Annotated in this window: 10 protein-coding genes and 1 pseudogene; 7 read left to right on the plus strand and 4 right to left on the minus strand. The window is 49.2% G+C overall.

Annotated features, from left to right (window positions below; all coding sequences use genetic code 11):
* Positions 1 to 287: 287 nt before the first annotated feature.
* From QZW82_RS17640 to QZW82_RS17670, 7 genes and pseudogenes are all read left to right on the plus strand, one after another.
* A pseudogene (locus QZW82_RS17640) lies at positions 288 to 449 on the plus strand (transposase); the annotation flags it as partial.
* A 221-nt stretch (positions 450 to 670) separates the two neighbouring features.
* The gene (locus tag QZW82_RS17645; protein WP_293150599.1) at positions 671 to 1,204 is read left to right on the plus strand and encodes a chemotaxis protein CheW; all 534 of its coding nucleotides are present in this window, start codon (positions 671 to 673) and stop codon (positions 1,202 to 1,204) included.
* Positions 1,205 to 1,349: 145 nt separating this feature from the next.
* On the plus strand, positions 1,350 to 4,430 hold the full coding sequence (locus QZW82_RS17650) for a methyl-accepting chemotaxis protein (RefSeq protein WP_293150419.1): 3,081 nt from the start codon (positions 1,350 to 1,352) through the stop codon (positions 4,428 to 4,430).
* 141 nt (positions 4,431 to 4,571) lie between these two features.
* A complete protein-coding gene (locus tag QZW82_RS17655; protein ID WP_293150422.1) occupies positions 4,572 to 5,390 on the plus strand; it encodes an HNH endonuclease in 819 nt (272 codons plus the stop codon).
* 51 nt (positions 5,391 to 5,441) lie between these two features.
* Positions 5,442 to 10,739 (plus strand): response regulator, encoded by a 5,298-nt coding sequence (locus tag QZW82_RS17660; RefSeq protein ID WP_293150425.1) that lies wholly within the window; start codon positions 5,442 to 5,444, stop codon positions 10,737 to 10,739.
* A 376-nt stretch (positions 10,740 to 11,115) separates the two neighbouring features.
* Complete coding sequence (gene msrB / locus QZW82_RS17665) at positions 11,116 to 11,610, plus strand: peptide-methionine (R)-S-oxide reductase MsrB (protein WP_366665040.1); 495 nt, start codon at positions 11,116 to 11,118, stop codon at positions 11,608 to 11,610.
* Positions 11,611 to 12,006: 396 nt separating this feature from the next.
* Positions 12,007 to 13,230, plus strand: coding sequence for a Rid family detoxifying hydrolase (locus QZW82_RS17670; protein ID WP_293150428.1), 1,224 nt, complete (start codon positions 12,007 to 12,009; stop codon positions 13,228 to 13,230).
* Positions 13,231 to 13,294: 64 nt separating this feature from the next.
* Here the strand turns inward: QZW82_RS17670 and QZW82_RS17675 are convergent, their stop codons facing one another.
* From QZW82_RS17675 to QZW82_RS17690, 4 genes are all read right to left on the minus strand, one after another.
* Entirely contained in the window at positions 13,295 to 13,672 is a 378-nt protein-coding gene (locus QZW82_RS17675) for a hypothetical protein (protein ID WP_293150431.1), read from the minus strand.
* 4 nt (positions 13,673 to 13,676) lie between these two features.
* Positions 13,677 to 13,892 carry a hypothetical protein gene (locus QZW82_RS17680; protein ID WP_293150434.1) on the minus strand — a complete coding sequence of 72 codons (216 nt, stop codon included), beginning with the start codon at positions 13,890 to 13,892 and terminating at the stop codon, positions 13,677 to 13,679.
* Between the two features lie 452 nt (positions 13,893 to 14,344).
* On the minus strand, positions 14,345 to 16,498 hold the full coding sequence (locus QZW82_RS17685; RefSeq protein ID WP_293150437.1) for a polyribonucleotide nucleotidyltransferase: 2,154 nt from the start codon (positions 16,496 to 16,498) through the stop codon (positions 14,345 to 14,347).
* Positions 16,467 to 16,634, minus strand: coding sequence for a hypothetical protein (locus tag QZW82_RS17690; RefSeq protein WP_293150440.1), 168 nt, complete (start codon positions 16,632 to 16,634; stop codon positions 16,467 to 16,469). The genes QZW82_RS17685 and QZW82_RS17690 overlap by 32 nt, the downstream gene beginning before the upstream one ends.
* Positions 16,635 to 16,718: the final 84 nt, after the last annotated feature.

Raw genomic sequence — 16,718 nt, forward strand, 5'->3', positions numbered from 1 at the left:
AGTTCAATTTCTCGATCTCTGTCGGGCCGAAGTCGCTCAAAGTGCAAATATAATAGACTTGTTCTCCACTTGCAGCCGATCGCCAAAACAGATGGGCAGTTAGACCGCCGAACTTCAAGAAGGTTCTCAAGTACAAATCATGGGAGCATCTCAGTTTTGCATTTTTTGATGTGCTTTGTTTTGAGACGTTAAATCTTAAAGGAATGCAACGCCTTTGGGAACGCAAAATCTCTGATTTAGCTTGTGGGGAGTTTCTGAAAATTGTGAAATAGGTTGCTCAGAAAAAAGATAAGCAGGTGATTTTTATTGATCGATGGTATCCATCCAGTAAGACTTGTTCAAATTGTGGTCATGTCCTAACAGAATTAGATTTGTCGATAAGAGAATGGCGTTGTCCATCTTGTCAGTCAGTAAATGGACGAGATGAAAACGCAGCTAAAAATAACTAACTTGCTGGTTTTTCTTGGCATCGACCGCTAAGCTAGGCGATGTGAGACAGGCCAAAACCTGCAATTGCTGTTCGATCTTAGAATCGCCGCGCGTTTACGCCCCCGGAGCATCTTAAAAAAAGGACGGTTATAGTTATGTTTCATAGACCGAGCTCCAATATTCCTCCCAACACCGACTTGAGTACGGGTACGATGTGGGTTTCCCAGAGAGAAGAATTATGATTAGTGGCAGCCCAGACTTTATATTACCAGGACAAGGCATAGATCAGGCTCCGGAATTCCAAGAACTAGAAACTCCCGAAGGCGAGCTGCACCTGCGGTTCTACGTTCCTTCGGGGAACGAGTTCGCACTGCCGGCGACAGGGATTAGAGAGGTGCTATCCCCCTCCCCAGACCGGATGACACCCATTCCCAACGTTTCCTCATTGCTTTTAGGTACGCTAAACATGAGAGGACGAGTGATTTGGGTGGCAGATCTGGGCCAATTTCTGGGGGACCAAACACCTCTGAACACCGATCGACCCGAAATCCCGATCGTGGCTGTGGAAGACCAAGATACGATTTTGGGGCTGGCAGTCGATCGAATTGTGGGGATGGACTGGCTCGACGTAGACCAACTGCACTCTCAGAACAATGCACCAGACGGCATGATTCCATTTCTGAGGGGAGAATGGATGTTAGGTGCACCAGCTCAGAAAGTGCTCCGACTGCTAGATCAAGTGAAAATTCTGCGCTCTGCGCGGTGGGCAGCGTGAAATCGATTTTAGATTTGCGATTTGCGATTTTCGATTGGGGTCTAATATCAACAGTCACAGGACTTGAGGCACGCATCTAAACATTCAAGCAAGATAAAAATCTAAAATCTCAAATCTAAAATCTAAAATCAAAAGAGGGCGGCAAATGGCAACAAGTACCAACTTTCAGCAGGACTACCAACGGGCAGAAGCGGCCTACATGGATGGCAACTATTCAGAAGCTGCGGCCCTAGTTTATCAATTAGTAGAAGATTTTCCCGAAGACCCCAGCGCTCGCTTGCTATGCGGGCACATCTACTGCTACGGACTGCAACAGTATGAGGTGGCACGGGAACAGTACATGGTGGTGCTGAGCCTGAGTGACGACCCGAGTTTGGTCGAACACGCTCACGGCGGTATTAGCCACACAGACCAATTTTTATCCGGAGAACTGCACACGGAAAGTTTCGAGGCTTTGTCTGCGGAAACTGAATTGGAATTCTACCCAGACTTGTCTATGGAGGAAGGGTTGGAAGACCCGGATTTAGCACTTTTCCAAGGGAATTCTCCATCCATGTCCTATGGGAGTCAATCGCCACAGGACATGGAAAACGAGGACTTGGCAGATTTGGGCATGAGCGGGTTGGAGTGGGAACCACAAGACAGCAGTGCTGCAACTTCTATCGAAGATTCAACCAACCCCTTTGCTGGCGACAGCGGCGGAATGGCCGCTTATGCTGATGCGTCCGAGCCGCTAGACATGGACGAATTCGGCTCGGACTTGGGAGATCCTTTTGGCTTAGATGACCCAGGGTTTGATGCTGGTGACTTGTCTGATAGCAAAGTTTCTGGTTCGAGGGCGCCTTATTCAGGAGAGTTGTTTTCAGAAGCTCCTACTCAGGTACTCAACGGTCAAAGTTTTGCTGGCTCCGAAAGCGGGAATGCCTTCGACTCGGAGCAATTAGACTCCCCCACTGGGCCGTCTGACAATTTTGGCGAACCTTTTGCACCGCTCGATTTGCCAGACGAACTTGACTTGAATGATGACGACTACGACTATCAATCCCCGCCCGTGACCGGGCAAAATCAAGGTCAGAAGCCACCCCTGTCAGAAGAGGCAGACCCTTTTGCTCAGCCGATGTCCTCGGGTTTTGGGTCTTCTCGATCGCAAAGCAAGCAGCCCAATAATGACTCGGAATACTCGTCAAATTATTCGCTGGCGGAAGACGAAACGCTGTTGATGGGAGGTGCTGTCCCCAATTCTCAGAGTCAAAGGTCGAGCCGGGGACAATTTAATTCTGCCGATCGCTCAAACTCTAACAGCAACGGTTACGGCGACTCGGAACCACCGGCCTTTGGCTCCATGGACAGCTTTGAGCTAGATGCTTTTGATGACGACGCTTTCAGCGATTCTTTTTCTCTCGACGAAAACGAGCAAGCGACTGCTTTCGGGGCTGCCACCAAGAACAGCAGCGACTGGTCGTCAAGAACAGGGAGCACTCAAGAACACAGCGGCTTTTTAGACGAATTTGACGATTTTGACGATTTGGGCAATTTGCCGGATTTTGATATCTCAGAAGATGCCAACAGTTCGATCCTGACTAGAGGTAACACCAATTTCGGCAACTCGACCAGCGGCATGATGGGTACGAGCGGCAGCGGTCTGGACTTTGACAACAGCGACGGCTCGGCAATTCGAGACGATGAGATTTTTAGCATTTCGGGCCCTGCTGATGCTTCGGTGCCGACTTTTGCTCCGACTGAAAGTGAGGCGATCGATTCTTCGGTGACTGTAGAACAGGGCGGGCTGGCTTTCTTGGAAAATGCCCCTCTGTTTACCAAACAGTTGTACACGGCGATCGGGGCTGGATTGGTTTCTCTGGTAGCTGTGGCTTTCGTGACTAACATTGCTTCCTATCAAGCTCTGAAGCAAGACAAGCCGGAGGCGATCGTTTACCTGCGCCAAACAGGCTGGGTAATGACGGCTGCCGCAGGCTTTACGAGCTTTTTGACTTCTTGGGGCATCGGCCAGTTGATCGCCAAGCAGGTACGCAAGTCCTCGGACAATTTGCAAGCTCAGTTCGATGCTGTATCTCAAGGAACTTTGGACGCTCGGGCTACAATTTACTCGGAAGATGAATTTGGCAAAATGGCTGCTAAATTCAACCACATGGCGAAGGTGATCCAAACTACGATTAGCGATACCAGACGCAAGTCTGACGAGCAGGAACAGGCAAAAGAAGACTTGCAGCGCCAAGTGATTCGCTTGCTAGATGACGTGGAAGGAGCGGCTCGGGGTGACTTGACGGTGACGGCGGAAGTGACGGCAGACGTTTTGGGTGCTGTTGCTGACTCGTTTAACTTGACAATTCAAAACCTGCGCGAAATCGTCCATCAGGTGAAGCAGGCGGCTCGGGAAGTTAGCAAAGGCGCTACGGATAGTGCGAAGTTTGCGGGCGATTTGTCTTCTGATGCGCTGCGGCAGGCTGAGGAACTGGCGGCGACGCTGAATTCGGTGCAAGTCCTCACCGATGCGATTCAGCGGGTCGCAGAGAGTGCTAGAGAGGCGGAAGAAGTGGCCCGGGGCGCGGCGGCAACGGCTCTGAAAGGCGGTGAGGCTGTGGAGCGGACGGTGGCCGGGATTTTGGAAATTCGAGAAACGGTAGCAGAAACCACGAGAAAAGTCAAGCGGTTGGCGGAAGCTTCTCAAGAAATTTCTAAGATTGTGGGTTTGATTGCGGCGATCGCCTCTCGGACGAATTTGTTGGCTCTCAACGCTAGTATTGAGGCGGCGAGGGCTGGGGAATCGGGTAGGGGTTTTGCGATCGTGGCGGATGAGGTGCGGCAGTTGGCAGATCGATCGGCGAAATCTTTGAAAGAAATCGAGCAGATCGTGATGCAAATTCAAAGTGAAACCGGCGCGGTAATGACGGCGATGGAAGAAGGTACGCAGCAGGTTATTGAGGGTACAAGATTGGCAGAACAGGCGAAGCGATCGCTTGAAGATATCATTCAAGTTACTAATCGAATTGACGTGCTGGTGCGATCGATTACAGCGGACACTGTGGAGCAGAACGAAACAGCTCGCTCGGTCGCCAGTGTGATGCAAGCTGTCGAATTAACTGCTCAGGAAACGTCCCAAGAAGCGCAGCGAGTTTCGGGTGCTTTGCAAAATTTGGTAGGTGTTGCTCGCGACCTTTTGACATCAGTAGAAAGGTTCCGAGTAGAAACAGCAGAAAGACAATAATTGATTGTTTAATGCTTTTTTTACTTCCTGATTTACAAGCACATTAGTGTGGCAATGATGGCAAATAAAAAGCAACCTCGCAGTCTTGAACCGACTGCGGGGATGCCAATCCAGCACCTAAACAAACTAGGAGTTGTACGGATGAACGATAACATAGTAGAGGTAATTTCTGGCATCTTTGGCGAAATTCAGCCGACGGGGTGTATTATCTGTACTCTCTCAAAAAACAGCAGGGGCTATGCCAACAAAAGACTTAAGATTGACGGTGAATGGAAGACGCTTACAGTTCACCGTTTAGTATTGGAAAATAGCTTGGGTCGTCCGATTAGACCAGAATACTTTTGTTGCCATAGTTGCGATGTTCGTAACTGCATTAATCCTAATCATTTATGGGAAGGTTCTCGACTAGATAATTCTCAAGATAGGTTTAGAAAAGGACGGATTAAAGATGTAGGAAGCACATCGGCGCCTCAACCTCAAAAACTACTGCGAGGCGTAGAAATAATTCCTGGAATTCGGGCTGAAATACAGCCAAACGGCTGCATGATTTGCACCTTGGCAAAAAGAAGTGATGGTTACGCAATTAAGGGTACTAAAGTTAAGGGCAAAACTCAAAGTTTCTACGCTCACAGATTGGTACTCGAACACAAACTGGGACGGCCTGTCAAACCCGGTTATTTTGCGTGTCACAGTTGCGACGATCGCGGTTGTGTCAATCCAGACCATTTGTGGGAAGGAACTCCCGCCGATAACTCCCGCGATGCCATAGAAAAAAACCGCTTTCCTTTCGTGCCCGGCAATATATGCCCTACCCGGAAACTAAAAGCCGAACAGGTACAGCAGATTCGCTATCTTTTAAGCGAAGGGATGTCGAAAGCAGAAATAGCCAGGACATTTGCCATATCTCGCAGTCAGATCATTCTGTTGTCAAGGGGCGAGATATACAGAGACATTCTCTAAAACTACTAACATAGACCCAATACAAGAACGCTTAAAATCAGGAATAAAACTATGCTGCCGGAGCAACAACAGAGGATCATGGGCTACTTTATTGAGGAGGCAAAAGACCACCTCAATACGATCGAACAAGGCTTGCTCAACCTACAAGCGACGATCGAAGACCCAGAACTGGTTAACGAAGTATTTAGGGCGGCTCACTCTGTCAAAGGAGGAGCCGCAATGCTAGGTCTGACTAGCATTCAGCAAACCTCTCACCGACTAGAAGATAGTTTTAAAATTTTAAAAGAGTGCAGCGTTAAAGTAGACCAACAGCTAGAGTCGCTGTTTTTGCGAATTTTTGACACGTTACAAGGGCTGTTAGAGCAATTGTCGGGGCCTTTTGGGCTGACAGAGGAATTGGGAGAGCAGATGGTTCGAGAATTAGAACCTGTATTTGAAGAACTCAACGGGCACTTGGGGGGACTCGTCGGACACTGCGCTAACGATTCAGACGAAAGCAGCCCGCTGCCAATACCACAAACAGTTATGGCCCGAATGGGAGCCGGGACGTTTAACTCATCGATGAGTTTTGCGGACTCGGATTCAGCTTACGCATCCGATCTCACAGAAACGGAAGAAACCGCGCTGCATCTGGTATTTGACTCGGATGTGCCGGCGAGGATGCGGGAAATGCTGCAAGAGTTCAAACAGCCTGAGGGCTCTGACAGCAGGCGACAACTTAGGAATATTTGTCGGAACTTGAAACTGGCGGGGGAGGAATTTGAACTGCCCCAGTGGATAGAATTGATCGCTGTGGTAGAAAAGGCGATCGCCAACTCAGAAAATACCTACCGCACCTTAGCCCCAACGGTCATCAAAGACATCAAACAAGCGCAAGAACAGGTACTTTTGGGTCAATCTGGGTCGATCGCACCCAGCGCCAAACTTCTGGCGCTGGTGCCGGCGGTTGTGGTTCCGGAAACAGATTTTGAAGACTTGCTGGCATTCGCTCAACCGGGTAGGTTGGGTTCAAATGCGGTCTCTGTTGAAGATGCGGCCTGGGATCTGGCTTTGGGCGGCGATTCCCCGGATGGATCGAACAAGTTGCTGCCAACAATTTCTGGGCTCAGCATAGACGAGCTGTTCGAGCAACTCGACGGCGACGAAAGTGACGATTGCGCCGGAGGTCGATCGCCGTTGGACAATGCCCCAGGGTTCGGAGAATCAGATGTAGAGACTGGTTCTTTTAGAATCTCGACGCGCACGGGCCCGGAAGTGGGCGCGGCCGAACTCAACACCTTAGCAGACTTGTTTGAAGGCGAATCTCCGGATCTCGACGGCGCTTGGGAAGAAGAAGAAGATCTGGACTACGTACAATCTGCTTCTAGGATGCCGACGGGGGGAATCATGGAATTAGATGATGATGACAATTCCGGCGATTTTACTGATTTGTTGTTTGACGAATACGGTGAGGAAAATTCGGAAACGAATGCGAGGACTCCTTTAGAGGATCTCACGAGTTTGTTTGGGGACGATTTGCTGTTTGGAGGTGAGGCTGATGGTTCGGCGGTGGCAGCCGATCGCGAAAATGCGGGTTTAAAGCAGCCGCCAACTCGCAAACAGCTTGAAACAAACAGGCAGGGTTTGGATCGGGGAGAGGGCAGGGTCGGCATTACCAGGAGGCAAGCTGATGAAGATGCTCTCGGTACGCTTTTGGACGAAGTGGCAGCCCAAACTTCTGTTGTGACGGCAGATGCTGATTTGGATAACTTGTTCGGCAATTTAGGCTCATCTGAGGAAGCGACTGTACCGGCAGTTTCCGAGGAGTATGCTCTCAACCCGGATGCTTTCGACGCAGAATTCTCGAATCTACTAGCAGGTGGTGGCAATGATTCAGGGGATGTAGAAAAACTGACTGTAGCCGAAATAGATGATTTCGAGTTGCTCTCTGGGGTGGAGGAAGACTCGGATTTCAGCGAGCTGTTGAGCATTACTTCTGATTTCCTTTCTTCTGAAGGTGAAGATGGGGAGAGCAGGGGCGATCGATCTTTAGCTACTGGCAGCACACCAAATGAGGAAAGTGGCAGCGTTTTTAATATGACATCAAATTCTGATTCTGATTCTGATTTAGATATTTCTGCGGATGGAGATTGGCTAGAAGATGCTTTTGGCCTGGAAGACGAGTCTGCACAATCGACCAACCTGGATCTGGAGGATACCGATTTAGATGCGCTGTTTGGGGAGATTACGTCGGACTCGATTTCTGAGGATGAGGAGACTGGGCGCGATCGGCAGGCGGTTCATTCCCAAGAAGCGGCGAATTTGGCAGATCTGTTCGGTTCTGTACCTACGGGTACTGAGTATGACGGGGAAGCTTCGGAAGAAGTCGATGGGGATTGGTTGAATTTAAATGGGGATTCTCAATTGCCCAGTGCTGGTACGGCAGCGGATGAGGGGGACTTGGCGAGTTTGTTCTCGGACTCGGAGGCTACTGTTTCGGAGGCAGGCTTGACAGATTTGGCAGCGGCTGAATTGGGGCTATTGTCCGATCGTCCTGATGCGGAAATTGCCAGTGTCGAGTCTGATGAGGGCACTTTCGATTTGTTGGAGGATATGTTTGGCGAAGCGCCTCCACCGTCGGTGGATGCCGAAGCTGGTTTTGATTTGCAGGAGTTGTCGGCCGAAGTTCCTGAGAGTTTGTTCGACTCTGAAGGTGCGGATTTGTTCGATCGAGCTCAAACAGATGCGGCTAGTGAATCCGACGAGGAGGAAGATGATTTGTTTGGCGCGCTGGAAACGGATTTTGCGGCTGGCGATTTAGAGGTGATGTCGTCAGAATCTCTCGATGGGATGTTTGAGGGCGATGCTGATTTGCTGGCAGCTCTCGAAACCGGGGCGACTCTCAACACCGAAGAGTTGGATGCTTTTGATGATTTGTTGGATTCGCTAGATGCTGGGCCTCTGGTGACTTCGGAACTGACGGGCTTTGGCGACGATGAAGAAGAATTGAGCGCAGCCGGTGCAGCAGAGTTGGAAGATGAGTCGCTGGCGGACTTTTTTAGCGACATTCAATCAGGCACTGAGGATTCCGAAGGCAATTTTGACGATTTAGAAGCACTGTTACTCGCAGGCGGTGCAGGGGTGGCAATGGCAGCCTCTGGGGGAGCAAATCCAAGTCCAGTAACGACGGAAGTTTTCTCCGATCTCGAAGATCTGCTGAGCGAGAGCGCAACTATGCCGGAAATTCCAGCACCGGCGAAAACTGCCCGCAAAGCACCACCCGCTCCTGCTGCCGAGAGCGACGACGAATTTGGTGACTTAGAAAAACTGCTGGAAGATCCCAAGGACAGCGGCCGTCAAGGCGAAACCAATATCGGACAGTCGTCGGTCAACAACAGACCCAGGCGGAATGCCCGCGCGGGCGGGTTCGGCGACCAAACCATGCGCGTACCGGTCAAGCAACTGGACAACCTCAGCAACTTGATGGGGGAACTGGTAGTCAACCGCAACAGTTTGGAGCAAGACCAAGAACGGATGCGGCAGTTTTTGGACAATTTGCTGCACCAAGTGACGCTGCTGAGCGATGTCAGCCAACGGACTCAGGATTTCTACGAGCGGAGTCTTTTGGAGATTGCTTTGCTGGCAAACCGCCAGGGACATCGATCGGCATGGCGCTCAGAGGAGTCGTCCCACCAACGCGAAAGCGCTTGGAGACCAGAGGAAATGGACAGGTTTACTCCTTTCCACAGTTTGGCTCAGGAGATTATCGAGCTGATCGTGCGGGTGCGGGAGTCGGCGGCGGACATTGAGTTTTTGGTGGATGAGGCGGATCAGGTGACTCGCCAACTGCGCCAAGTCACGACTCAACTGCAAGAAGGTTTGACTCGCGCCCGGATGAAGCCGTTTGCGGAGACAACGGACAGGCTGTTCCGGGCGGTGCGGGAAATTGGGATTAAGTGCGGGAAGCAGGCTCAGTTGCAGGTTGAGGGTAAGGATATTTTGATCGACAAGATGATTGTGGATCAACTTTATGACCCGATGACTCACTTGGTGAACAATGCGATTACCCACGGAATCGAAGCGCCGGAGGTGCGTTTGGCGGCCGGGAAGCCTGCGATGGGCAGGATTACGATTCGGGCTTTCCACCAAGGGAATCAAACGGTGGTTTCGGTTTCTGACGATGGGGCTGGAATTGACCCGCAAAAGGTGAAGGCGAAGGCGATCAAGCAGAATTTGTTGACGGCGGCTCAGGCTCAGAGGATGTCTCGCTCGGAAGTTTACAATTTGCTGTTTATGCCCGGTTTCAGCACTCAGGAACAGGCGACGGAGTACGCCGGTCGGGGGGTCGGCATGAACGTTGTGGAGACCTCCTTGCACGAAATTCGGGGGACTGTGGGGATTGATTCGACGATCGGCAAAGGCACGGTATTTACCATCCGTTTGCCTCTGGTGCTGAGTATTTCTAAGGCTCTGACTTGCATTAGCGATCGAGCTCGGATTGCTTTCCCGATGGACGGAGTGGAGGACATGATCGATGTACCTCGCGATCAGGTAACGACTGGGGCAGACGGTTTGCCTTGCATTGAGTGGCGGGGTTCGATTTTGCCGTTCCGCCCGCTGCGGGATTTGCTGGGTTACAACCGCCATTTGGGCCGGGGCAGTGTTTACGGGTTTAATACTGACGATGACATGATTTCGGTGATCGTGCTGCGGTCTGCTGGGAATTTCTTGGCGGTGCAGGTGGATCAGGTTTCGACGGAACAGGAAATTGTGATCAAGCAGTTGGAGGGGCCTGTGCCGAAGCCGATCGGGATTGCGGGTGCTACGGTGCTCGGGGACGGCAAAATTGTGGCGATCGCCGACGTTCTGGAATTGATTGATTTGGCTACTGGCAGGCTGCGGAAGGAAGCTGGCGGTACGCTTTGGGATGAAAGTGGCGATCGGGCTGCTGCGGAGGCTGCTGAGGAGAAGACTGAGCCTACTGTGCTGATTGTGGACGATTCGATTACAGTGCGATCGCTCTTGTCGATTACTTTTGAGAAAGCTGGCTACCGAGTTGAGGAAGCTCGCGACGGTAAGGAAGCTTGGGAAAAGATGAAATCTGGCCTGCCTTGCGATATCGTGTTCTGCGATATTGAGATGCCGAGAATGGATGGTTTAGAACTGCTTTCTCGGATGCAGAAGGATGCGGTTTTGTGCGAATTGCCGATCGCGATGCTAACTTCTCGCGGTGCTGACAGACACCGCCAAATGGCTTACAGTTTGGGCGCGAAGGGTTATTTCACTAAGCCTTATTTGGAGGAACAGTTGATGGATGCTGCTGCTCGGATGCTGAAGGGTGAAGTTGTTGGTGCTCCGGCTGTTGTCTAGGTTGGGTAACGTGTGAATGGGTATGAGTTCTGTGAGGGCTAAAGTCCTCGCAGGACTTTTGTGCGATCGGGTTAATTAACTGTCATACTTGTAGAGTAATATCGGATTTTTTTAACCACAGAGAGCGCAGAGGGCACAGAGAGAGAAGATAAAGATGAATAATTTATGATGCAATAAGTAAGGTTCGTAGTGTGGACTTTAGTCCGCAGTATTTTGCGGACTAAAGTCCACACTACGAACGATTTTTGTTATGGTAATCAGTCGGACGTGATATGATATCATGTCCAAAAACAGGCGATTGAAAAAGGTACAAATCAAGCAAAAAGTTTTGAACTTGACTGCTGGTGGTTTAGATTAATTAGCAACTGGATGGATTATGAAGAAACGATTATTTTTGAAAGCTGCTGTAGCAACAGTCAGCATGGCATGGTTGTCGTCTTGTTTGCCTGAAAATTTAGATGTTATGGCTGCTAGCAATGGTGTTTTTGAAGTTACTAAAACTGAGGAAGAGTGGCGCAAACTTTTGACTCCGGCACAGTTTGATGTGTTGCGAAAACACGCTACTGAACGCTCTCATACTAGCATTCTCGACAAGCAATACGGCAAGGGAATTTATGCGTGTGCTGGGTGTGATTTGCCACTTTTTACATCCAAAACTAAATTTGATAGCGGTACTGGTTGGCCAAGTTTTTACGAACCCATCAAAGGGGCGATCGCCACATCGATCGATAATTCGCTGTTTGGGACTAGAATTGAGGTGCATTGCCGTCGCTGCGGCGGGCATTTGGGTCACGTATTTGATGACGGCCCTGCACCTACTGGGAAACGCTACTGCATGAATGGTGTTGCGATGAAATTTATTGCTGGCTGATATTGTTTCACGGGTAATTCTGTGGTGTGAAATCCGATAATCCTCCGCGCGCCAAATCCCAGGTGCAGGCCGATTCGTGCGGATGGTATAGTGATTTTTGGAGAGCATCTCAGTTTGGAATTTATAGTGCAATACGGTTTACTTAAGATGGTCATTGCGAGGAACGAAGCAATCTCCGTGTCTATGTCTCATAAGATTTTACCTCCAGGGTACTCTTAAGTAAACGGTATTGATTTATAGTGCGTTTGGAATTTATAGTGCGAGCGTCCCCGCTCGCGAGTTGTAAAATACGCGAGCGGGGACGCTCGCACTATAAAATAAAAAAAATGCTTTTCGCAAAAATGAGATGCTCCCGATTTTTGGGGCGAAAGGACGAAAGGGCGATCGAGGTTATGAATGGACGCTGAAGAACTTTTAGAAAGATACGCAAAAGGCGAACGGAGCTTTCAGTCGGCTATGCTCAGAGGAGTAGACCTCAAAGGTGCAGACTTAAGTGGGATAGACTTAACATCTGCAAACTTGACAGCAGCAGAGTTGAATGAGGCTAACTTAACCGGAGCAAGGCTTAATAGTACAAACCTCACCAAGGCATCTCTGAAAGGTACAAATTTGAGGGGTTTATTAGAAGCTTCTGGTGCAAACTTCACTGATGCAGATTTGTGCGGTGCTGATTTGAGTAAATCCAATTTAAATCATGCTAAGTTTATAAATGCCAACTTGAATGAAGCAAACTTAAGTGATGCCCAACTAACTGCTGCAAACTTCACTGAAGCATCCTTGATTGAAGTGTGTTTGAGTAGAGCAAAACTCCATAGTGCAAACCTGACTCAGGCAAACTTGACTGAAGCAGACTTAAGTCGGGCAGATATAACTAGCATAAAAATCAAAGATACCAATCTTCAGGGAGCAAAGCTGCGCGGTGTGAATTTGTCTCAGCATGACTTGTCGGGCATGAATCTAGCAAATGCGGATTTAGCTGGAGCCGAATTGATACAAGTAAATCTAAGAAACGCTTGTTTGCGGGGTGCAAATTTAGAGAGAACAGGTCTTCAAAGAGCTAATTTGATGCGAGCAAATCTGGAGAAAGCCAAGCTTAAAAAAGCCGATTTGACTGAAGCACAAACTTATGGTATGAACATCAAGGATGCAGACTTCACTGGTGCGATTATGCCTGATGGAGAATTTTACATACCGGAAACCAGTCAACAAGAATCCCAAAAAGTGACATCTATGACGCGCAAAATTATTCGTACTGACAAAGCACCGGCACCTGTGGGCCCTTACAATCAAGCGATCGCCGCAACGGGCACTATGCTGTTTGTAGCCGGTCAAATTGCGATCGACACTAGACTAAACGATATCGTCTACACCGACGACGTGGCCAAGCAAACCGAACAAGTGATGGCCAATCTCGAAGCGATTCTCACAGAAGCCGGCGCTACTTGGTTGGATGTCGTAAAAACTACGGTTTTTCTCAAAAACATGAATGATTTTGCCGCTGTGAATGCGGTTTATGGGAAATATTTTGATGAGAAAACTGCACCGGCGCGCGCTTGTGTGGAAGTTGCTCGTTTGCCGAAAGATGTTTTGGTAGAGATTGATTGTATTGCTGTGATTTGATTCGAGCTTCGTTTGAGATCCCCGACAACTTCTGCAAAGTCGGGGATTTCAATATTTTGTTTGTTTAATGTTTTTGCAGTTCAGAAACTTGAATTTTAGGCAGTTCTTTCCATTCGGGTTCAATGGGTGAATAGCAACAGTAGCATACCGCTAAACAGTCATATTCAGCATTCGGAATTTCAGGCGTGTACTCCTCTAAACGGGAAACTTCCCAATCTCCCCAACGAACGTGAGTGCTGGTAGAAGGGAATTTGGGATCTGCACTCTCCTTAAATTGGGCAAAGTTTCGCAGGCGATCGCCCGTTTTAGGCAGAGGTTTGTCTGAGTAGTCATAGTGTTCTGCTAGGATACTCGTGAGAGCACCTGTATGGGAAAGCAATCTATCCTCCCATCCAGGGGAAGAAAGCGATTCTGTTTTGAAAATTATCAACCGTTTTGGCATTGATTTATTCCTCTCTCTCGTGTTGGGGTTCATATGGACTCGGTGGAAACTCTGTCAACCCTTCAAAGACACAATCAACCTTCAGTATCGAATCACTTGTTTTTTCCCATCGAATTAATTCCCATCCCTGACGCTTTGCCATTTGCTGGCATTTCTCTGGATCGGTTGCACTATGACGGCTAATATTCTCGTCGGGATCGTAGCGAGGTTTTGATGTCATCTCGATAGTCATTGGTCATTGGTCATTGGTCATTAGTATTTATACCAATTATCGCCTCATCTTGCAACAATCCTGAGTGTTAAGCTTGTTTCCAGAAAGACTGTTTGCAAGGTGCGTCGATCGCTCGATTGTCGATTTTTTTGAGGGATTTTTAATGGCGACACACCCTACAGCTAAGCATACTTTATATTTTATTCAGTCCGCGGAGGCGGACTTCGTTTGTATAGTAGCGGTTTCAACCGCCGAATGATACTGAGGGGAAAGTGCGCGACTGTATGAACTTCCACAGCCGATCGCACTTTTGTCGATCTGTCGCTGTCGCGCACCTACTCCCAAATCAATCTGAAACAATCAGATTTAATCTCAATTAGCAATTACTAATTACTAATTACCAGTTACCAATCAGCAATTAGCAATTACTCCAAAAGCAATTACCAATTACCAACTGTCAACTATTTATTCAACGCTTCGCGGGCGGCTACCGCTTCGTCGGGATGAATGTTCAAACGGGTCAAATTAATTCGACCTTTATTGTCAATTTCTCGCACTTTGACAATCACTTCATCATTCACAGCTAACTCGTCTTCCACTTTCCCAACACGGTAGTCCGCTAACTGGGAAATGTGAATCATTCCTTCTTTGCCAGGGAGAATTTCGACAAAAGCGCCGATCGGAATAATTCGAGTTACGCGGCCGACATACACGTCTCCAGCATTCAACTTGCGCGTCATGCCTTGGACAATGTTGTAAGCCCGCTGAGCTTTTTCGCTGTCGTTACCAGCAATTGTCACGGTTCCGTCATCTTCGATGTCAATCTTGACACCGGTTTCTTCGGTGATGGCTTTGATTGTTTTGCCACCTGGCCCAATGACCAAACCAATAAATTCGGGATCGATTTTCAGCGTTAGCAAACGCGGTGCAAACGGCGACATTTCCTTGCGGGGAGTGTCGATGGTTGCTAGCATTCTTTCTAAAATGTGCAGTCTCGCAGGTTTGGCTTGACGGATGGCATTTGCGATTACATCTAAGGGCAAACCTTTGATTTTCATGTCCATTTGCAAAGCAGTAATTCCGGTGTCGGTACCGGCTACTTTGAAGTCCATGTCGCCTAAGAAGTCTTCAATTGCTTGAATGTCAGTCAAGATTCGGACTTCATCGCCTTCTTTGATTAATCCCATTGCCGCGCCGCTGACGGGTTGCGAAAGGGGAACGCCTGCATCCATTAACGCTAGCGTTGAGGCGCAAACTGAACCCATTGAGGTTGAACCGTCGGAGGAGAGGATTTCGGAAACTACGCGAATGACGTAGGGGAAATCTTCTTTGGATGGCAAAACTGGCAGCAAAGCGCGTTCTGCAAGGGCTCCATGACCGATTTCTCGGCGTCCGGGCGATCGCATCGGCTTGGTTTCTCCCACGGAAAATGGGGGGAAATTGTAATGATGCAGGTAGCGTTTGTCTTGCTGCGGGTGCAAGTCATCGGCTAAATCTTGGGCGTCTCCTGGGGTTCCCAGAGTTGCTGCGGACAAGACTTGGGTTAAGCCGCGATTGAACAGCGCACAGCCGTGTACTCGCGACGGCAGCACCCCTACACGACAAGAAACGTGTCGCACCTCGTCTAGCTTGCGGCCGTCTACACGGACGCCATCTTCGATGATTTGCTTCCGCATCATTTTCTTGGTAACGTCTTTGAAAACGTTGCCAATTGTCTTGCTGTTGGCGGTGGCTGCTAGTTTTACCGGATCGTCTTCGGCCAATTCGGCGATCGCAGCTTCGACTTCATTTGCCTTAACTTCGTCCAAAGCTGCATTCCGTATTGTTTTGTCTTTTTCAAATCTTGACAAAATGATGCGGATGGGTTCTTGGGCGCGATCGCGAATAAAGTTTTCGAGGATGGAATCTTGGGATGGCCGTTCCTCTACCACTAAATCAATGCCCAATTCGGCCATGATTTCGCGCTGGGCTTGAATCAAGTCACAGGTTGCTTCGTAGCCGAAGTCGATCGCCTCGATGATATCCTGTTCCGGCAATTGGTTGGCGCTGGCTTCCACCATGATTACTCCGTCTGGAGAACCGGCTACCACGAGATCCAACTCACCTTCTTTGATTTCGCTGTAGGTGGGATTGATAATGAAATCGTCCCCTACCAAACCAACTCGCACGGCCGCCATCGGCCCGTAAAACGGCATTTTTCCTAGCAGAATCGCTACGGAAGCGCCCGTCACGGCCAACACATCTGGGGGCACTTGTTCGTCCATCGACAGCGTTGTGGCTACAACTTGGATGTCATCTCGCAACCAGCTAGGGAATAGCGGACGCAGCGGTCGATCGATCAAACGCCCAGTCAAAGTCACTTTTTCTGGGGGACGCCCTTCCCGGCGCAAAAATCCACCGGGAATTTTACCGCCAGCGTAGAGTCTCTCTTCGTAATCCACCAACAGGGGCAGGAAATCTATTCCCTCTCTCCCCTGCGATCGAGTCGCTGTCACTAAAACCGCCGTGTCACCTGACTGAATCAACACTGCACCGCCTGCTTGAGGCGCCAGTAAACCAATCTTCAGTCTAATATCCCGTCCATCAAAAGATATTGACTTGTCTATCTCTACCATGTAGCACTGCTTCCTTATCTACCACATTCTTTCTCTGTCGGGATCGTAACATTACCACAGGATGTTTGAGAGGAACCAGCCAAAAGAGAGAGATAATCGGCGGGCGATCGACTGTCAGTGTCTTGATTGTAAGCATTTATACTCTTTAATTTTTTTCATGTTCTCCAGTCGATTCTCCGGTCGATCGCCCGCCAAACACATTCCATAGATGGTACTATGA

It is taken from the genome of Microcoleus sp. bin48.metabat.b7b8b9.023 (genome assembly GCF_013299185.1).
Classification (GTDB): Bacteria; Cyanobacteriota; Cyanobacteriia; order Cyanobacteriales; family Microcoleaceae; genus Microcoleus.